The 21452-nt window shown below is 42.5% G+C and carries 14 protein-coding genes; 7 read left to right on the top strand and 7 right to left on the bottom strand.

Annotated features, from left to right (window positions below; all coding sequences use genetic code 11):
• Positions 1–50 precede the first annotated feature (50 nt).
• The 7 genes from istB to GXP67_RS13830 form a co-directional block, all read right to left on the bottom strand.
• Positions 51–770: an IS21-like element helper ATPase IstB gene (gene istB / locus GXP67_RS13855; RefSeq protein ID WP_162442236.1), complete on the bottom strand. Its 720-nt coding sequence runs from the start codon at positions 768–770 to the stop codon at positions 51–53.
• A 23-nt stretch (positions 771–793) separates the two neighbouring features.
• Complete coding sequence (gene istA, locus GXP67_RS13850; RefSeq protein WP_162442237.1) at positions 794–2359, bottom strand: IS21 family transposase; 1566 nt, start codon at positions 2357–2359, stop codon at positions 794–796.
• A 520-nt stretch (positions 2360–2879) separates the two neighbouring features.
• Positions 2880–3566 carry a transposase gene (locus GXP67_RS13845; RefSeq protein WP_232065098.1) on the bottom strand — a complete coding sequence of 229 codons (687 nt, stop codon included), beginning with the start codon at positions 3564–3566 and terminating at the stop codon, positions 2880–2882.
• Positions 3567–3572: 6 nt separating this feature from the next.
• Positions 3573–3713, bottom strand: a complete 141-nt coding sequence (locus GXP67_RS37415) for a hypothetical protein (protein ID WP_232065097.1) — start codon at positions 3711–3713, stop codon at positions 3573–3575.
• 440 nt (positions 3714–4153) lie between these two features.
• Positions 4154–6802: an ABC transporter permease gene (locus GXP67_RS13840; protein WP_232065220.1), complete on the bottom strand. Its 2649-nt coding sequence runs from the start codon at positions 6800–6802 to the stop codon at positions 4154–4156.
• 1 nt (position 6803) lies between these two features.
• Positions 6804–7136 (bottom strand): PadR family transcriptional regulator, encoded by a 333-nt coding sequence (locus tag GXP67_RS13835; RefSeq protein WP_162443656.1) that lies wholly within the window; start codon positions 7134–7136, stop codon positions 6804–6806.
• Positions 7137–7393: 257 nt separating this feature from the next.
• Positions 7394–7564 carry an IS3 family transposase gene (locus GXP67_RS13830; RefSeq protein WP_162443655.1) on the bottom strand — a complete coding sequence of 57 codons (171 nt, stop codon included), beginning with the start codon at positions 7562–7564 and terminating at the stop codon, positions 7394–7396.
• A 910-nt stretch (positions 7565–8474) separates the two neighbouring features.
• Here GXP67_RS13830 and GXP67_RS13825 point away from each other — a divergent pair.
• The 7 genes from GXP67_RS13825 to GXP67_RS13795 all read left to right on the top strand — a co-directional run bounded on the left by GXP67_RS13825 (position 8475) and on the right by GXP67_RS13795 (position 21385).
• Entirely contained in the window at positions 8475–10205 is a 1731-nt protein-coding gene (locus GXP67_RS13825) for a DUF6909 family protein (RefSeq protein WP_162443654.1), read from the top strand.
• Positions 10206–10216: 11 nt separating this feature from the next.
• A complete protein-coding gene (locus GXP67_RS13820; protein WP_162443653.1) occupies positions 10217–10834 on the top strand; it encodes a class I SAM-dependent methyltransferase in 618 nt (205 codons plus the stop codon).
• Between the two features lie 234 nt (positions 10835–11068).
• Positions 11069–13354, top strand: a complete 2286-nt coding sequence (locus tag GXP67_RS13815; RefSeq protein WP_162443652.1) for an aconitate hydratase — start codon at positions 11069–11071, stop codon at positions 13352–13354.
• A gap of 464 nt (positions 13355–13818) precedes the next feature.
• The gene (locus GXP67_RS13810; RefSeq protein ID WP_162443651.1) at positions 13819–14460 is read left to right on the top strand and encodes an RNA polymerase sigma factor; all 642 of its coding nucleotides are present in this window, start codon (positions 13819–13821) and stop codon (positions 14458–14460) included.
• Positions 14461–14688: 228 nt separating this feature from the next.
• Complete coding sequence (locus tag GXP67_RS13805) at positions 14689–15759, top strand: FecR family protein (protein WP_162443650.1); 1071 nt, start codon at positions 14689–14691, stop codon at positions 15757–15759.
• 105 nt (positions 15760–15864) lie between these two features.
• Complete coding sequence (locus GXP67_RS13800) at positions 15865–19428, top strand: SusC/RagA family TonB-linked outer membrane protein (RefSeq protein ID WP_232065217.1); 3564 nt, start codon at positions 15865–15867, stop codon at positions 19426–19428.
• 94 nt (positions 19429–19522) lie between these two features.
• The gene (locus tag GXP67_RS13795) at positions 19523–21385 is read left to right on the top strand and encodes a RagB/SusD family nutrient uptake outer membrane protein (RefSeq protein ID WP_162443649.1); all 1863 of its coding nucleotides are present in this window, start codon (positions 19523–19525) and stop codon (positions 21383–21385) included.
• Positions 21386–21452 lie beyond the last annotated feature (67 nt).

Below are 21452 nucleotides of genomic sequence, written 5' to 3'. Positions count from 1 at the left end.
CTGACACACCAAAAAGGAAGTGGTTCAAAGAACCCGATGGTCTGACAATGTTAGTGTTTTTTTCTTAAACTTTCACCTTTCAACTCTATTCGGTAAGAGGTATGCAGCAGCCGGTCGAGGATGGCATCGGCAATAGTTGCTTCCCCAATTACTTCATACCAGCTGCTGACCGGTAGTTGAGAAGCAATAATGGTAGAGGCACGGGCATGGCGGTCTTCGATCATCTCCATCAGGTCTAATCGCTGTCCTGCTTCTAAAGGGGTTAAGCCAAAGTCATCCAAAATCAGTAAGCGGGTTTTGGATAGCTTCTCAAAGAACTTGATTAAGCTGCCATCTACCCGGGCCATCTTTGTTTTCAGCAGCAGTTTAGCTACATTAAAATAAGCTACTGAATATCCCTGTGCACAGGCCTGGTGTCCTAAAGCAGAAGCTAAAAAACTTTTGCCTGCTCCAGTAGCACCGCTAATCAGGATGGACTCCCCTTTGATTAAGTACTCTCCTGTGGCCAGCCCGTTGAGCAGGGATTTATCTAAGCCACGTGCGCTACCCGGCTGCAATTCTTCTATAGAAGCCTGGTAGCGGAAAAAAGCATTGCGCTGCAAGCGGCGGAACTTTCGTTCCTTTCGCTCATTTTCTTCTGCCTGCAGCAGTAGTTCGAGTCCCTCGCTCAAGGAGAGTTCATGGCATTTTCTTGTCTCTAGCAGTGCCTGCCAGCTGCGACTCATTCCGTGGAGTTGCAACTGACTGAGTTGGGATTGGATTTGCATCATCTGTTTTGTTAGTTAGGAGTAGATTAGTTGAGGGTGGATAAAAATTGGGTATAATACTCTTTGCCCCGGATGTTAGTATGTTCCGGCAAGGACCGTTCTATAATCTGCTCCTGGTCATGCACCATGTTGTTTTCCAGTAGGTTGCGCATAAAGCGGTAGGTGTAATTGCCATGTTCAATAGCAATCAAACATGCTTTGCGGAAGCTATCTGCATCACTTCTGCTTGCCAGGCGCAACAAGCCATCACAGGTGCGGTATAGCTGCTCAGGATAGCGTTTCTGCTGGAAGAGTCCTTCCAAAAGCTTGTAGAACTCTTCTGATTTACTTTGGGCTTTTTTCAGGTAGTATTCCGGGCTACGTTCCAGGTAGTGCCGATGGTGGGAACACAGGTGTTCTTTGATAGTGGTATAGCTGCCCATGCGGTAATCTCTCACATGCAAAGCTATTTGCTCGCCTTTGCTGTAGATATGCACCATCGAGCGGGTGTAGATCACTTTTACCTGCAAGCCAATGTAAGTGTAGGGTACACTGTAGTAATGTTTATCCTGAGCCAGGTAGATGTGGTTGTTCTGGGCCACTTTCAACTCCCGGTAATACTTGAGTTCAAAACTATAGTCTGGCAGTGGCCCAAGTAGGTGTTTTTCATCGGCTAAGAATTTTTCTTGTCTGCAGTAGGGCTTCTTTTGCATCCTGGTTTGATTATGTTCACGGATTTTCTCCTTGATGGCTTTATTGAGGGAGGAAAGATCAAAGAACTGTTGATGGCGCAGTTTAGCATAGACCCTGTTATAGATCAGCTTTACCCCGTTTTCTACCAAGGCCTTGTCCTGTGGTTTACGCACTCTGGCCGGAATCACCACTGCCCCATAATGATTAGCAAAATCTTCCATGGCACGATTAACATCCGGTTCATAGGGACTGGCTTTCACAATGGCAGACTTTAAGTTATCCGGTACCAGCACCTTTGGCACACCACCGATCTCTTCTAAACAGCACCGGAGGGCATACAGGAAGTCTTCTATATTTTGACTGGGAACAGCCATGGCAAAGCTGTAGTCAGAATAAGGCAGACAAGCCGCAAACACTTGACAATAGATCACTTCGCCGGTGTCTTTGTCAATGTAGGAAAGCTTTTTTCCGGCAAAATCGATAAATAGTTTTTCAGCCGCTTTGTGAGTTAGGACCATGGTAGGTTTACGGGCCAATAACTGCTGAGAGAGGTGGAAACAGAACTGGGAGTAGCCGTAGCCTTGGGCATACTCTTTTTTATACTCTTCCCACAGCAATCTTCTGTTGACACCTACCTGCTTGAGTTCTGAGGCAAAGTAGTCGAGCTTTTCTTTGAAGTGGTCAAAGCGGGTGTCTTTGTAGGCAGGATTACCGGCATGGTATTTTGCTTCCAGCAGCGGATCGGCTAGGGACAGCAGTTGCTCCACGCTTAATGGCAGCAGGGCTGTTTTGGCAAGATACGCCTTGACCGTATTCTTGCTCAGGGAAAGACTGCGGGCAATGAACTTAATGCCTTTACCTTGCTGATGCAGCAGCAGTAGTTGTTTGATCTGACTCATAGGTTTTGGTTTTCCAGCCATCGGTGCTCTGTTTGGTAAGTGATCACCAAAGAACCAAATCCTGTAGTCTTTTACGAGCAGAAGGGGGTCAGCATCGTCCGGAATCTTTCCTGCAAGGGCTGGTAGAGTCCGGAATTAGTAGCTATAGCTGCTCAAAAGTGGGGTCAATATCTGCCGGAATGACATAATCTGCAGCTTTTTAGCTACTTACTTGCCGGAATCCGGGGCTTCAAAAGGGGGCAGCATGCTCCGGATTCTCCACTACATTAAACCATTTTCACTTTTTCTGCTATTTTCGGTAATTAAAGTTTAGAATATACGCATGTTGTGCGTCATAGATAACCTTCTCGTAGTTTCAAAGAAGTATAGTATCATAAATGCTTTGTGAGAATGATCAATTATCAATTATTCTTGGCTCCTCATCCTGCACTTGGTCATGTGGTCAATAACATCATGATAGGCCATACAGTTACAGATGATTTGCAAACAAATTTGTCTTTTTCGTTCCCACCGCTGCCTGAATATATGATATTGAAGCTGTTTAGGATTTAGATTTTTGCTTGATTTTACGTAAAAAACGGACTGAGAAAGCTAACAGTAATAAGGCTAGCCAAGTAGTGGTTTTCTTTTCAAACCTGACTAGCAGTGCTTTGAAGCTATCCATCCAGGCATTGGCATGTTCAATCACTGTTCTGCATTTATATAGCTCTTCATCAAAGTATACATACTCTTCACTTTGTGATACACTATTTCTGGAATTAAGAGCTATGTTAGCCTCAATCTGTTTTTCCTTACATATCTTTCTTAGTTCCTTTGAGTCAAAGCCTGCATCGGCATTTAAAAATAGACCTTTCAAATCAATCCCTGCCTTGGTAAGCATCTGACAAAGCTCTTCAAATAGCGTTTGAATATTGAACAAATCATGATGCTGACCTTCTTGTGGTGTAGCACAGGCTAGCATGTTTCCTTGATTATCGGCTAAAAACAAACTGTTAGTGGTTTTTGTCTTTTTTCTTGCCTGGTAGCCTATTGCCTCTCCACCTTGTTTACAAGGGGTATGACTGCCGTCCAACTGCATGCTTGACAAATCCAGTTTATCTTTATGAGCAGACAGAATAGCAATCCATACTTTACTCCAGGAACCATCTTTGACCCATTCATTAAAATGATAATAAGTGCCTTGCCAGCTTAAGCTTTCTGTAGTAAAAAACTGCTGTAGAGGCAGCATTCGCCATTAACAACCTGTTTTTAACCGATATAAAATCAATGCTACCACTTCTCTCATCAATTCTTTGCTACATGCTTTGCCTGTTTCTCCTACTGAAAGATTTGCTAATATATATCTGTCTATGCTATCTTTATCTAAGATTTTCATTGGAGTGTGTTTTTATGCTTTGCAACACAAAATTCGCACTTCTTTGGAAATCTTTTTATTTATCCTAAACAGCTTCAGTATTTTATCCTTTTAATAAACCAACTACCCAAGATATCAATACAAAAAAGTTTCGCACACTGTAGCCTGCACCCTTACCGGTCCGCAAACGGAAAGCAACATTCTTTCCCTAGGCCATAACCATCTGATGATAAAAATAGGACTACAGCCTGGCGCTTTATACAGGCTGCTGGGAACATCGCTCACTAAAATGCTGCCCTATAAGGATTATGATGGCCAAGCCATATTTGGCAACCAAGCGAAATAATAACAGCCTAGTACTCGATGCCCAAAATAGCAAATGAGTATTCATTCTTTTTACTATTCTGTTCCTGGCTTCTGAATGGCTCAGAATGGATGGCGCGAACGTGCAAGTCAGTAAACTATTGGCTCTTCAGGACCTTCGCAGGATTACTTCTCGCCGCCTTCATCGTTTGCCACCCGATCATAATAAATGAGATCAGCAATACCGCCAGCAAGCCAGCGAATAGCTCGGTGATTTGCACAGGTGTATGATAGGGGAAATTGGTGAGCACAATTTTTTTGAAGAAGAAGTAAGTGACCGGCAGGGCAATCAGTGCTGATATCGACAGGAGCCATAGAAAACCACGGCTTAATAGGAATATAAGATTGCCGGTGCTGGCCCCCATCACTTTGCGAATGCCAATCTCTTTTAGTCTTGTCTCAGTGGTGAATACGACCATGGCGAACAATCCCATGGAGGCGATAGAAATAGTGAGGAATGAAAGAAAGCCGATGATCTTGATCATGGATGACATTTCGCTATATGCATCTTCTATTTCCTGGTCATAGAATTTAGCCTGAAATGGATGAACACGATCGATCTTCTTCCAGACCGACTCAATCTTAGCCATGGTCGCCGGCATGTCAGTGCTTCGTATTTTGGCATTAATGATTCCCCTGTTTTCCGGTGTCCAGTACATGAATGCTACCGGCCCAACGAGATTGTCGACCTTGCCATAGTGGAAGTCTTTCATTACACCAACAATGGTCATCTTGCGTCCATTTATTGCGAAACTACTGAATGTGATTTCCTCCCCGATTGCCTTCCCAGGGTCGCCATTACCTATGTTAAATTGTTTTAAGACCTGCTCATTAACAATCACTTCTCTGACCCCTTTGGCGGTTGTGGGCCGTGCCTTAAAATTTCCCCCGGCAATAAGCTTGTATTCATGCACAGACAAGTAGTTTTCGTCGACGTGGTTGGTCAAGACCAGTGCTGAGTCACCCGAATCTTTGTATTTCATAAAGCCGCCCCAGGCGTTCCCAACGCTGGTAATAATTAACGACCGGGATAATTCGGTTACTTCCGGTATCTCGCTTAGTTCTTTTAGAAGCACTTCCGGTTTATTGCCCTGCATATGGATGTTCAGAATATTTTCCGTGTTGAATCCCAGGTCGAAGGCAAGTATGTTTTTATACTGCACATAGCCGATGGCAGTTGTTGTGATAAAGATCAGTGTGAACGTATATTGAATCAGTACTAATGCACGCCTGAGAGTTGTGTGTTTGAATACTTTCACCGACGATACATTCCTAAGCGCATTGATCGCGCTGACTTTCGAAAAGAATAGGGCAGGCATGAAGCCGGCAATAACACCTACGGTGACCGAAAAGACAATAAAAGCCAACACCATAGACGGAGTAAGCTCAAGCTTTACTGTGCGCTGCATCTCTGGAGCCAGGTTTATTAGCTGCGGCCGCAATACAAGAAAAATGAAGTATGAAAGAATAAGAGCCGCCAGCGAGATTAGAATCGCCTCCGCAAGAAACTGTTGCCGTATCTGGCTCTTGCCGGCACCAATCGCTTTGCGAACGCCAACTTCCTTAAAGCGGCGCATGGCACGAGCGATCGAGAGATTGGTATAGTTGAAACACGCAGACAAAATCACCACGAGTGCAAGCCCGCCAAGTATCCAAAGCACAACCGGAGGCATGTGAACCTGCACAGAGCCACGCATATCCCCGAGGTTCTCTCCAACAACGATCTTATATAAAGGAAGAAGCTCAAGCTGGATCTTCGTGCTTTCATCGAAGCGGTTTTCTTCCTTTGCAAGGGCATCGAGCTGCGACTGGATGGAAGCCATGTTGGCAACTGGAGGCAGCAGCAGGTACACGTAGTTCGACCCCATGCTTGTCCATGTCTCGAAGTTCTTGTCGTTCCTGTTAAGCTGCTCGGCCGTCGATAGCGATACCAAGGCTTCGAAGTTGATATGAGAAAAGAAGGGAACGTCCTTCATTACACCAGTTACCTGGTAAGTGAGTGTATCGAATTGGACCGCCTTGCCAAGCGCAGATTCATTCCCGAATAGTTTTTTTGCTGCTGCCTCCGTGAGAACGATCGAGTAAGGATCTTTCAGCACCGTTTCAGGATTTCCTTCCAGCATGGGAAATGTAAATATCCTTAGCAGCGACGGCTCCGCCCAGTACCCCTCAATTGGAAGAATCTTATCGCCAACCTTGGCATCCTGCGAAAAGTCGCGCACAATCGTCACTTCTTCAATGCCGGTCATTTTCTCCCGGATAAGCTTTCCGGCCTTTATGGAAGTAGATGCATACTTGCTTTGTTCATCATTGAAAGTGAGTACGTTGGTAATGCGGTAGATCCTCTCCCCATTCTTGTGGAACCTGTCGTATGAATGCAGGTCGAGCACGAACGCGATCAGCAATAAACCGATGGACATACTGATGGCAAGGCCAACGATATTGATTGACGAAAACAACTTGTTGCGCATTAAGTTGCGTGCCGATATTTTAATGTAGCTTCCAATCATGATCCAGTTGATAAAAAAGTTGACAAATGTTGGTTTTCTTACCGTATAACTTCTGAAGAACTTAAAGGCATCAATCATGTAGATTAACTTCGCACGAGCTGGTCCGATGGATTCTACATTCCGCTCGAAGTATTCGTTGAGGTCACCGATAAGATCCTCGGCGAGCCCGGGCTTACAATACCACTCTACAAATCGCTGTGCCCAGGAGGGTGGATGGTGTTGGCGTTGTTCTTTCATGCTACACGTTTTTCCAGGCAAGCGACGGTATCCGGTCCCACAGTTGATCACGCATAGATTTAGCGTTGACCAATGCTGCCTTTCCCGGTATGGTGAGTTGATAGAATCTTTTGCGTTTACCACCACGTGTTTTCGTTGCTTCACCCAGCTGGCTTTTCACCAATCCTTTCTCTTCGAGCCGGTTGAGCACCGCATGGACCACGCCAAGTTTCACTGAACGTCCCGTATGATTGGAGAGTTCGTCACATACCGCTACGCTATATGCTTCTTCCATCAATGCCGCAACAGTGAGCAATACCAGTTCTTCGAATTCGCCAAGGTTTGTACCCTTCATTTCTAAGATTAATTACGTAAATGTATGTATAATATTTTTATTATACATACAAAATGTGATTAAATAATTTTTATTGGTAAATTCAAGTATAATTTTTCTAAGGGTTTGTAAATCCTTGTGCCGTTTTTCTTTTTCACTCGCTTGCGCAAGCTATTTTGACTTTTCCAGTAACCTATCGGCCAGATCGGTTGTAGATAGCATAAAATGGGAGCTCAATCCTTCAAGTTGGAATTGTAAGGGTTTATTATAGGAAGTTTTTAGGCAGCTATTTTTTCTTCTAAATAATATTGAAATTGTTTAGGGTTTCTATTTCCTAAGGCAGAATGGCGTTTTCTTTTGTTATACCATCCCTCTATATGGTCAAATACGGCTAGTTTAGCCTGTTGCTTTGTATAGTAATGAACATGATAAATCAATTCAGTTTTCAAGGTTTTGAAGATGATTTCTGCTATCGCCTTATCCCAACAGTTCTCTACTCATAATACATGATTTAATGTTTGTTTTCTTCATAAATCCAACGACAGATGTACAGCATCTGTCGTAGATCTGTCTGGCTACCGATGTCCGTAACTTGGATACCTGTTCTCTTAATTCACTGGTGATCCTAAGGTATACATGGACCTTCCATGCCCGTAAGCATCATCGGTTCCGCACTTTGCTATTATTATATACTTTGTGTATATCTGCTAATAATTTTTCTTTGTTGATTATTGGGCAACCGACAGGTTGTTTGAGCCACAATAGAGCCCAGAGGCGAACATTGCAATTGTAGAGCCAGTAACACTTACTTTCATCACTTTACACATCTTTTCAACGCTTGCATGGCGGGAGCCGAAGCAATTTAATATAGTTGTATACATATTCTATACTCCTTTATAAATCCCAGTATTTCCCCTTGTCCTTGCAAAAGATGCTGATTTAGTATATCTCATTCTGCCTGAGCCACCTTCATTTCCTTTTGCCAAACGTCTAATTTCTAACTGTTCTGTAGAGAGTACAGGTTTTCAATACTTGCTAAATCATTCTCCTGGCTTTGCCTCCATTTACTTAATCTACCCAAAAAAATTAGTTTGTTAGAAATAATAACAAAAGGCTAATAGGAATAAAGTATAAGGGTTTTACCATGTTCTAATTTGTTTAATTTTATTAGTCTATACTTATTGAGTAAACTTACACCGCGAAATAAAGGCATCACTTTCTCAAAACACAGTTAGGTATTATCTAACAAGGCATAGCTGAATGTAGATTTCTTTACAGAACATCGTCGTCGTATTTTGATCCAGCCAGAGATAAAATCTGAAAAGGAGATTGCCAGATTCCATAAAAACAACATAGTGTATGAAACATACCCACGATCCTATATTGACCAGAGCGCAAGAGTCCAGGGCTGCTATTGAGCGCCTATATGTTACGATGCGTCACCTGTTTAACCGGGGATATTATAAACCTTCCAAAGTATCTGGTGAGGAAATGCGCAGGTCTTTACTTACGCTCCGTCCTGAAATTTATGGTTCGGTAAATGATCCGCAGAAAGTGGAACTGGAAGGATTAGTATATGTGATGGACCGTTTGCCCAAAGGCATAGAATCCTGCCGGTTTATTACCTTAACTTCCAGGGAAGGATATGAGTCTTCACGTTTTCCGGTACTGGTGCCTGCCAAACGCCGCCGCAACTGTTACCGGGTGGATGAGGAACAAATGGTAATTGAAGTAACCAATGGCCGCAGTGAAATTTATGATATTCTTACCCATCTTACCTTTATGTTCATGGAAGCCGACAAAATCCGTCAACATGCTTTTCATGAAAGAGGCGGCATGACCAGGGAATGGGAAAAACTGGAGGCTATTATTCAGGCTGGCGGTATTGTGGAAGATGAGGAAAGAGAGCTTGCCTTAACCTATGTAAGCACCATTCTCGGACGTACTTTTCATGAGACCGAAAGAGCTTACCATCGTTTCAACGAAAATGCAAGTGCAAACAGTGGCTTATTCCAGATTGTATATGCTCTGGGCAGAACTTCGATGCTTGAAGAAAAACAACGTCTGGACCGGGAAATCAGCTTTACGCCTACTTTACGGGAACGCATAGGCCACCATATGTATGGGGAACGCTGGGCAAGGCACATTAAGCAGTATTTACTTGATAAACAGTTGCATGAACGCCCGCTTCATATCATTTCTGCCAATCCGCATAGTGTGATGAATTGTTTGTATGCGCCAGCAGCGCTCAGGGATGCACAGGCCGAGGGTGATATGTATGAACTGGCAATGACGCTGAGCAGAGCAGAAAATGGAAGTTTACGCAAACAAGTGATGCAATATGCCACGGAGCATGGCCTGCACCAGCTGGAAGATGTTTCAGGAACCAATATTCTGATACAACTGATAGACACAGCCAGGATCAACCTTAAAAAATTGCCTGCCCAGCTTGCCTGCCAGGCAGATTATGTAAAGAAAAGCCAGCCGGTAATACTGGTGATGGATTATGCTTTTGGCGAACAGGCTTTTGAAACGATGGATGAGCTGCTGAAACCTTTTGACGATGCTATTCATGGGTTTCTCATGAATGTGGCTTCCATTTCTATTATGGGAAAAGCAGGCATTCTTACCGGCGGCAAAGGCGACCTGATGATTCCAACTGCTCATATTTTTGAAGGTACTGCAGATAATTATCCCTTGCAGAATGAATTTACCAAAGCCGATTTTGATGGAGATGGCATTGATACCTATGAAGGAGCGATGATTACGGTGCTGGGTACTTCGCTGCAAAACCGGGATGTATTGTCGTATTTCCGCAATTCTTCCTGGAAAGCCATTGGCCTGGAGATGGAGGGTGCCCATTATCAGAAAGCCATTCAGGCACAATCCATGATCCGCAGCAGCGTCAATCATAATGTAAAAGTCCGTTATGCCTATTATGCTTCGGATAATCCGCTGGTGACCGGGGCTACGCTGGCTTCGGGAAGCCTGGGTACGGTGGGAGTGAAACCTACCTATCTGATTACCCTAAAATGCCTCAGCAAAATTCTTTGCCATACCCAGTCAGAAGCCGTTCCGGAAAAGTTGTAAATAGCTGAGTCATGGAGGAAAGGGAAAGGATTATTACCCTATATAATAAACAGGCAAAACAATATGCCCGCTTACGGAAACGCAAAAATGGCTTTGACCAGGAGTGGCGAAAAGAATTACTGGCTTTTGCCAGGGGCAATATTCTGGAAGTATCAGTAGGAGCTGGAGCTAATTTTAAGTTTTATCCGCCAGATGCTGTCATAACCGGTGTAGACATAAGTCCGGCCATGATTGAAAAAGCGAAAGAAGCTGCCGCAGAAACCGGCATTCCTGCCCAATTCATAGTTTCAGCTTTGGAAGAACTGGAATTTGCACCACATTCTTTTGATACCATCGTTTCTACACTCTCCATTTGTGCCTATTCTGATCCGGTGAGTGTATTACAAAAAATGAATAGCTGGTGTAAAAAAGACGGAAATATATTGCTGATGGAACATGGACAAAGTTCTTACAAGCTACTCCAATGGGTGCAGCATGCCTATGATCCCCTGCAATACCGTTTTATCGGCTGTCATGCCGACCGTGATATGTTGCAGCTCGTTCATCGGGCCGGATTGGAAATTATAAAATGTGAACGCAAGTTTATGGGAATCATTTATCTGATATGGGCAAAGCCTGTTCAGAAATAATAAAATCAGGCAAAGAGTTCGTTTTTCAGGATGATGCGACGGCAGAATTTTATATAAAGTTTTCAGTTAAACTGATAATTTTCTCTGCTATTTCTTACTTCTTTTGCTTAGAAACTGTTTTTGGGTTCTGTGGATAAGTCCATATGATTTATTTTTAAATCATTTATATTTTAATAATTTTGTTCGCACCATTTTGCATAATACAATTGTTATTCCTTTAAATATATAACAAATATGGCTTTTGATATAGAAATGATCAGGGCAGTATATGCCCGTTTCGGGGAACGTGTAGAAGCAGCCAGAAAAGTAGTTGGCCGTCCGCTTACCTTGTCCGAAAAAATATTGTATGCCCACTTGTATGAAGGCACGCCTACCAAAGCTTTCGACAGAGGTAAAACCTATGTTGATTTTGCGCCGGATCGGGTAGCCATGCAGGATGCAACGGCTCAAATGGCATTATTGCAGTTTATGCAAGCCGGTAAATCCAAAGTCTCTGTGCCTTCAACGGTGCATTGCGATCACCTGATACAGGCAAAAATTGGTGCAGACCAGGATCTGGCAACCGCCAATAACCAGAACAAGGAAGTATATGATTTCCTGGCTTCTGTTTCTAATAAATATGGCATTGGTTTCTGGAAAGCCGGTGCTGGTATTATTCACCAGGTGGTACTGGAAAATTATGCTTTTCCTGGTGGGATGATGATCGGAACGGACTCTCATACGCCCAATGCCGGTGGTTTGGGAATGATTGCGATTGGGGTAGGGGGTGCTGATGCGGTAGACGTAATGGCCGGAATGGCCTGGGAGTTGAAGTTTCCTAAATTTATTGGCGTAAAGCTAACCGGTAAACTCAGTGGCTGGACAGCTGCCAAAGACGTAATTCTGAAAGTAGCTGGCATTCTGACCGTAAAAGGAGGAACCGGATATATTGTAGAATATTTTGGCGATGGAGCGGAAAGTATTTCCTGTACCGGCAAAGCCACTATTTGTAACATGGGTGCTGAAATCGGAGCTACCACTTCGGTATTTGCCTATGATAAGAAAATGAAAGAATACCTGGAAGGTACTGAACGGGCGGATATAGCGGCTGAAGCGGACAAAGTAGCCAGATATTTACGGGCTGATGATGAAGTATATGCTGATCCGGCTAAATACTATGACCAGCTGATTGAGATCAACCTTTCTGAACTGGAACCACACATCAACGGACCGTTTACGCCTGATGCGGCATGGCCTTTATCGCAGTTTTCAAAAGCGGTAAAAGAGCATGGCTGGCCGGCTAAACTGGAAGTAGGTTTGATCGGTTCCTGTACCAACTCTTCCTATGAAGATATGACCAGGGCAGCTTCTATTGCTGAACAGGCCGTTTCTAAAAATCTGAAGGCAAAATCTGAATTTACTGTTACACCAGGTTCTGAACTGGTGCGTTATACCACTGAAAGAGACGGTTTGCTGCAAACTTTTGATGAGATGGGCGGTGTCGTGCTGGCCAATGCCTGCGGACCATGTATCGGACAGTGGGCACGGCATATGGATGATCCCAACCGTAAAAATTCTATTATTACGTCATTTAACCGGAATTTTGCCAAACGCAATGATGGCAACCCCAATACACATGCCTTTGTAGCCTCTCCGGAAATTGTTACAGCTTTGGCCCTGGCAGGTGATCTTACTTTTAATCCAGTAACTGATACGTTAACCAATGAAGAAGGCAAGCAGGTAAAACTCGATGAACCAAAAGGACTGGAATTGCCGATTAAAGGATTTGCCGTAGAAGATGCCGGGTATCTGGCTCCCGCAGAAGATGGCACTGGCGTACAGGTGAAAGTAGATCCGCTTTCCGACCGCCTGCAACTGCTCGAAGGATTTAAACCCTGGGAAGGCACCGACCTGACCGGCTTAAAACTGTTGATTAAAGCGAAAGGCAAATGTACTACTGACCATATTTCTATGGCTGGTCCCTGGCTCAAATACAGAGGTCATCTGGATAACATATCTAATAATATGCTGATTGGAGCTACCAATGCCTATAACGACCGCACCAATAGTGTAAAAAACCAGCTTTCTGGAACGTATGCGGAAGTGCCGGCCGTTGCCCGTGCCTATAAAGCTTCTGGTATTGGTTCTGTAGTAATTGGAGATGAGAATTATGGAGAAGGTTCTTCCCGGGAACATGCAGCGATGGAACCCAGACATTTAGGCGTTCGGGCGATACTGGTGAAATCATTTGCCCGTATTCATGAAACCAACCTGAAAAAACAGGGGATGCTGGGACTAACATTTATGAATCCTAAGGATTATGATAAAGTACAGGAGGATGATTCGATTGACATTATAGGTCTGAAAGATTTTACGCCCGGTGTTCCATTGATCATTATCCTGAATCATGCCAACGGTTCTAAGGATTATGTACTGGCCAATCATACCTACAATGAAGGCCAGATCGAATGGTTTAAGGCTGGTTCTGCGCTTAATCTGATCCGTTTACAAAATCGCCAGGAGACTGAGGTGGCGAAATAGGTTATCGTCAGTTATAACAAAAAGGCTGAAATCGCAAGGTTTCAGCCTTTTTGTTTCTATAACATTGAGAGCTAACCTTTGTTGCTCATCATTCAAAGGTTTATAATTTTATAGCCTGGCAACTAAATAAGGCGCTTCAAAAAGATAAAATATAGTCAGAACTGGATAATATATAGAAAGATTTTCATTCTTTAAGTATCTATTATTGTTATTAAACTATAGTACTAATAAATTGCCTATTCTGTGTCTTATGCTGGTTGATGGAGCATAGCCTTTTGTGAAAAAAATAAATGGAATTGATAAAATAAGAAGTATTACTATCCGCAAGAGCATAGCTGTTTTTTATTGGCTTTTACTAAAGCTAAAATTTAGAAGTTGTTTGATTTGATTTTATTGTTTTAATTTATAATTATTGCCAGTTATTTCTATAGTCTTACCGGCACGCCTGATCTAATTGTTATGTTATGTTTACGCCCATAGAAAAACCTGCTGTCATCCCTGATCTGTTCATTCCTGAGAATGAACCTGAGATATGGCGTTCTTTTACAGGAGGCAACCAGCAGGCATATTCGTACATATTTGTGCAGTACAAGGATATGCTGTATGGATATGGGCTCACCATAGTTTCAGACGAGGAAATGGTATGCGATTGTATTCAGGAATTATTTCTGGATTTGTGGCTGAGAAGAAAGAATCTGGCTCAGGTGAAAACAATCAAATATTATTTGCTGGTTGCATTCAGGCGGCAGTTAATTAGTAAAATTGAAAACAGAAAAAAACAAATGAATCTATCCCGGCAAGCCGCTGACTTCCTGGAGACAACCCATGCTGAATCTAGCGAAGCCGAATTAATTCATGAGCAAATCCTGGAAGAGGGGCACGATAAGCTTGCGCTTTCTATGAATCATTTACCCAAACGTCAGAAAGAAGCACTCTATCTACGTTATTACGAGAAATTGAGCTACGAAGAAATAATGGAGGTGATGTCACTTTCCTATAAATCGGTAAGAAATCTGGTTTCTTTGGCCATACAAGTGCTACGCAAAGAATTACACAAACAGGATTTCTTTTACAGTCTTCTGCTTAGTGTATTTATTGGTATTTAATTCCTTTACCTATACATTCTGTACATTACCACAGCCGTGAGGCCTTCCACTTTCATAGAAATAGTTAACCTTATTATGCGCATATACAAGAAACCAGGCAGGTATTTGGGGTTTTAGAAAAAAATGAAAATATTATTGAGAAAAGCAGGGACAAACCACTATACTTTCCCTCTTTAGTAATACAACCGCTATATCAACACCATTCTGGTACAATATATACCGACCTCTATGCAGTTTGAAGGGTATACCACCGATGATTTTGTAATGGATGCCTGTTTCCAGGAATGGGTACAGCGTCCGACCAGGGAGTCTGAGGCTTTCTGGCACAAATGGATTGTGGAACATCCCGGGCAGCAGCAAGCCATCGCCGACGCAAGAAGTATTATTGAAGCTATTCCGTTTGAGCGCAAAATAATGCCTGCACATAAAGCAAATCAGATATGGACTATTCTGGAAAATACGATTACTGCACAAACCATTGCCAGAGACAAAACATTTTTTTCTGAAATCTCTGTAAAAAAACAGGCCGACAGCTTTATATTCAATATGCAAAAGATTGCTGCCGGTATCGCTGGTATATTAGTAGTAGCCCTGGCTTATTTTCTGCTGAAAGATTGGACACATACAAATAAGTATACTACTGCTTATGGAGAAACTAAAAAAATAACCTTGCCAGACGGGTCTGTTGTCACATTGAATGCCAATTCTACCCTTTCTTTTGCGGAAGACTGGTCAGGAAATATGCTGCGGGAAGTATGGCTGGAAGGGGAAGCATTTTTTTCGGTTGTGCATACGGCAAGCCACCAGAAATTTATTGTACATACGGATGATTTTCTGCAGGTAGAAGTACTGGGAACAGAATTCGATGTATCCCGGAGAAAAAACAAAACCCGTATTGTACTTCAGTCAGGCAGCATCAAACTAAATATTTCAGAAACCCATGAGATGAACCAGACAGAAACCAGCTTTCTGATGCAACCCGGCGAACTAGTGGAATTTAACGAAGATTCTGACAGGTATATCAAGAAGAAAGTAGATCCCGAAATTTATTCTTCCTGGAAATCAGAAAAACTTCTGCTGGATAACACCAGCCTGCTTGAGATTACACAGCTATTGGAAACCAATTATGGATTCGATGTGAAAGTGATTCACCCTGAGTTATTACAGCAACAGGTATCGGGCTCCATTCCGTTAGGCAATACCGATATTCTGCTACAGTACATTGCCCAGACGTTCGAAATAAAAATTACCCGTACCGGCAACCAGGTTACTGTTCGTAAAATGCAAACAACTAAATAATTTCAAGTATGAACCTAAATCTTTCTACTCTTATGTCTGGATAAAAATTGTATATTTCTAAGTTTTCCTATTATTTAAAATGTATTTATCTAAACCATTAACCTCATGAAACAAATCCTACAACGCTGCAGCCTCATCATGGTTGTGTGCTGCTACGGTTTATCTTCCAGCGGACAGGTGTTTGCTTCCTACAAACCCGATGTGGCAAGCGAAACCTATGCAGTAGAGCAAGCCAGTAAGCGTACTTTAAAAAGTATTTTAAAAGACCTGGAAACAAAATACAGGGTTTCTATTGCCTATAAATCGGAACTGATAGAAGACAAAGAAGTAAGTATATCTGAAACAAAGTTCAATTCTCTGGAAGATGCGCTCACACAAGTGCTGAGGTCATTTTCTCTAAAATATAAAAAGACAGCTGATAACTTTTATATTATAGTAGCCAACAAAGAAACATCCGGCCTGCAAAAAATAGAAAACAATTTCCTGCTGGCTTCCAATTCCCAATCCGAAGCAATGCAGCAGGTGAGTAGAGTTTCGCTGGAAAAAATAGCGCTTCAAAGAACAAGAAGTTTATTTGCTGATGTAACTATTACAGGAACAGTCGTAGATGACCAGAATAGTGGCTTGCCCGGTGTAAACGTAATTATTAAAGGAACTACAACTGGGACTACTACTGATGCGGACGGTAAATATACTTTGACTGCACCAGATGGTAATGGAACGTTGGTGTTCTCCTTTATTGGATATGCTACACAGGAAGTTCCGATTAACAACCGGACTTCCATAAATATTACTATGGCTGACGATATACAATCTTTGGAAGAAGTAGTAGTAGTAGGCTATGGCGAACAGAAAAAAGTAACAGTAACTGGCTCTGTAGCTACTGTAAAGGGAGCCGAATTACAAAAATCTCCTTCTGTTAATATTTCAAATTCCATTGCTGGCCGTATGCCCGGTGTTATTGCTACCAACAGAAGCGGTGAACCAGGATATGATGGATCTACCATCCGTATCAGAGGTTCTAATACCTTAGGAAATAATAATGCTTTAATTGTAATTGATGGGGTTCCCGCCAGAGAGGGTGGTCTTGAAAGGTTAAATCCGGCTGATATTGAAAGCATTTCTGTATTAAAAGATGCAGCTGCCGCTATTTATGGTTCCAGAGCAGCAAATGGAGTTATTCTGGTAACTACCAAACGTGGTAAAACCGGCAAACCTGAGTTGTCATATACGTTTAATCAGGGATGGGCGCAACCAACCATTATACCTAAAATGGCTACAGCTGCACAATATGCCCAGATGGTAAATGAAATAGATTTGTATAATCTACCTTCTCAATACTGGAGTGCAGCCTCCGAAGCTTTTAAAACTAACGGAACTTTTACAAGGCCCGATAATGGAGCAGTAACCAATGCTACATTCAAACCGGACGACATGCAGAAGTTCAGAGATGGTTCTAATCAATGGACACATCCAAATACAGACTGGTTCGATGCAGCGTTAAAGCCGTGGTCTCCTCAGTCACGTCATAATCTGCAACTTAATGGTGGTTCTGAAAATGTAAAATATCTGGCTTCTATAGGTTATCAAAATCAGGATGCCTTTTATAGAAATTCAGCAACTGGCTACAAGCAATTCGACCTGCGTTTAAATCTGGATGCAACAGTAAATAAATACATTACTACCTCACTCGGTGTGGTAGGCCGCCAGGAAAACCGTGAATTTCCTACCAGATCGGCCGGAACAATTTTCAGGATGTTAATGCGTGGGTATCCTTACCGCCCGGCCTACTGGCCTAATGGCTTGCCAGGTCCTGACATTGAGAATGGTGAACAACCTGTGTTAATCACTACAAGTCAGTCGGGATATGATAAAGATACCCGGTATTATTTACAGAGCAATGGTACAATCAATATCTCCATTCCTTGGGTACAGGGATTGAAAGTGAGCGGAACAGCCGCCCTTGATAAATATATACAGCAAACCAAAAGATTTGAGATTCCATGGTATATCTATAGCTGGGATAATAAAACATTAGAAGCTGACGGAGTAACGCCTAAATTGCAAAAGGTACAACGTGGGCCTTCTCAGGCACAGATGAATCAGGGCAGCGGCGATCAGATTAATGCCTTGCTTACAGGTATCATCTCCTATGACCGTACCTTTGCTGAGCAGCATGCGATAACCTTACTCGCTGGTATAAACAGAGAAACATCTAATAGACAATTTTTCAATGCAAGCCGCAGATTCTTCCCCTCAACAGCTATTGATCAGCTGTTTGCCGGGGGCGACCGTGAAAAAGATAATAGTGGAAGTGCCTGGGAACGTGCCCGTTTGAGCTATTTCGGCCGTGTCGGATATAACTTTAAAGAGAAATATATAGCAGAATTTTTATGGCGTTATGATGGCTCGTATATGTTCCCGGAAAATACCCGCTACGGATTTTTCCCAGGAATTACAGCCGGATGGAGAATTTCTGAAGAAGCTTTCTTTAAAAACAATATCCGCTTTATCAGTAACTTAAAACTAAGAGGTTCCTGGGGGCAGCTGGGTAATGATTATGTAGAATTTGAAGGTGCATTAAGGGAGTACGATTACCTGGCTACTTATGCTTATAATACCTATCCTATAGGAGGACAGCTTGCAAAAACCCTGCGTGAAAATGGAGTACCTAACACTGCTCTTACCTGGGAAGTAGCTAATAATGCCGGATTAGGTTTAGATGGACAAATGCTGGACGGAAAAATATTCTTTGAACTTGATGTATTCGAGAATAACCGTTCTAATATCTTATGGCGCAGAAGTGCTTCTATTCCTCAAACTACAGGTATGACATTGCCTGCCGAAAATATAGGAAAAGTTAAAAACCGCGGATTTGAATTCAATATTGGCTATAATGACCAGGTAGGTGATTTCAGCTATAACGTGAGTGTAAATGGTGGATATGCTAAGAATAAAATTATATTCTGGGATGAAACACCAGGCGCACCTGAATATCAGAGATCTACCGGAAAGCCTATTAATACCGGAAATTTTTATGAGTATGACGGTATTTTTGCTACACAAGCTGATATAGATGCTAATACACTGGATTATAGTGGCGTAGGTGCTAGTACACTTCGTCCGGGAGACATGAAGTTTAAGGATATAAATGGGGATGGCAAACTAAATGGGGATGATATGGTGAGAAGAAACAAAAACAGCCAGCCTACTTTCCAGGGAGGTCTTAATATTGGAGCCAGGTATAAAAACTTTGATTTATCAGTGTTGTTTCAGGGAGCTGCCGGAGGAGAAATCTATTTGCAAACAGAATCAGGTACAATTGGTAACTTCCTGGCCTGGAGCTATGAAAACCGCTGGACCGTAGATAATCCCAGCACTGAGCATCCACGTACCGTTGACAGAAATAATCAATACTTCTCTAATAACAATACTTATTGGCTGAAGAATACAGATTATATCCGTTTGAAAAACCTGGAAATAGGCTATACCCTTCCAGTAACTCTGGGACAAAAAGTAGGATTGAACTACCTGAGAGTATATGTAAATGGGCTGAACCTGCTTACCTGGGATAAAACAGACATTTTCGACCCTGAATCACTCAACGGAAATGTGCAGTACTATCCACAATCCAGAATTATTAATACTGGTATAAGCTTAACTTTTTAATTAAAAGTACATACTTGAACCTTGTTATTAGCGGTCTACTAATAAAATACTAAGTAATAGCAAGGTTCACATAAAAGGTTTAAAATCTAAACAGATGAAAAAAATACTAAATTATATTGTAGTCATGGTGATTTCTGGAGCCGTCCTGCTAGGTTGTAAGGATGACTTCTTAAATACACAGCCCCTGGATAAAGCTCCGGGAACGGCAGTCTGGAGCGATGCTGCACTTGCTGATGCCGCTGTTACAGAATTGTATAATGGCTTACGTGATGGAATACTGGACCAGCAGAATATGGAAACCATTACAGATAATGCCTTGTACAATTTTGGCAAACAGGATATTATGGAATCTATTATTAGCCCTGCCAATACCGGATGGGTAAACGATACGTATGCCTGGGGTAATATGTACGCTATGATCCGGGCAGCAAATCTTGCCTTACAAAACCTGGCAGTGCCTAAATTTGAAAGTACAAATGGAATTGCTGACCGGTTGAAAGGAGAAAGTTATTTTATGAGAGCTTATTTTTACAACCAGATGCTGCGTTATTATGGAGCAGTTCCTATTGTAAAAACACCATATCTTTTAGGCGATCCGGATTATACCATAGCCAGAAATACTTATGAGGAGTGTGTGAACTTTATTGTGAGCGACCTGGATTCAGCTGCTCTGCTCTTACAGGGCAAATCTATGGAAGCAGGACGTGCAACTTATGGCGCTGCACTGGCTTTGAAAGCCCGTGTGCTAACCTATGCAGCCAGCGACCTGCATGATATTCCTGCTGCCAGTGCTAAATCTGGTTTAATAGCTGGGTATTCCAATAAAGAATTACTAGGGTATACCAGTGGTGATCAGGCAGCCAGATGGCAAAAGGCCAAAGATGCTGCTAAAGCTGTAATCGATCTGAATCAATATGGCTATTCACTTGATTTAGCTGCCCCGGTTACCCCTGAACAAGGCCGCCAGAATTACACAAATATGTATCTTTCTACAGGTGGTGGCGAGAAAGATGGAATATTTATCAGATATTTTAATGATTTAAAAAGTGAAGACGGCGCCTGGTTTGCCCGCAATAACATGCCTAATGGCTATCACGGCTGGACCTCCTCTGAGCCTACTCAAAACCTGGTAGATGATTATGAAATGATGGATGGTACCAAATTCGACTGGACTAATCCTGCACATGCCGCTGCCCCTTACGACAATAGAGATCCACGTTTTTATGCTACTGTATTGTATGATGGTGCACCCTTTAAGACCCGCACCCCCGATGGAAAAGGTATAGATCCAAGAGGTGAGATACAAATGGGTACATACCAGATAGGAAGTGCCGCCAGTCCAACTGTTCACCAGGGACTGGATACCCGGCAAAGCTCTATAGAAAACTGGAATGGAACCCGTACCGGATATGGAATACGGAAATTTATCAACAATACCATTGATAACGTAACTTTTCAGGATCAGAATACCAGACAGTCAGTGCCTTCTCCTCAGATCAGGTTTACAGAAATTGTGTTCCATTACATAGAAGCTTGTATTGAATTAGGTGAAGAAGCAGAAGCGTTGGCATGGTTAAACAAAATCCGTTTCCGGGCCGGCATGCCTGCTGTTGATGATTCCGGACCTGCTTTGATGGATCGTTACAGAAATGAGAAGAATGTAGAAATGGCCTTTGAAGAGCAACGTTTCTATGATGCCCGCCGCTGGATGATTGCGCCTGAAACTCTTGGCCAGAAAGCAAGAATTATCAGAATTTCCGGTACACTGAAACCAGGAAAAACGGTACCAGCGTATGCGTATAGCAAAGATAATTATACATATACTTATACTGTGCAGGATATAGATCCGGGCGTAGAAAACCGTAAGTGGGACGATAAAATGTACTTCATGCCTATTCACCGGGATGAAATGAACAGAAATAATAAATTAGTTAACAATCCTGGTCACCAACAGTAAGATTTTTTGAGTAATTTTATAATCTATGCCAGTTTATTATCACTGGCATAGATTTTTTATTTTAGGG

This window comes from Rhodocytophaga rosea (genome assembly GCF_010119975.1).
GTDB lineage: Bacteria > Bacteroidota > Bacteroidia > Cytophagales > 172606-1 > Rhodocytophaga > Rhodocytophaga rosea.
The sequence above is the reverse complement of the archived record's forward strand: the minus strand, read 5'-3'. Positions and strand labels throughout refer to the sequence as shown.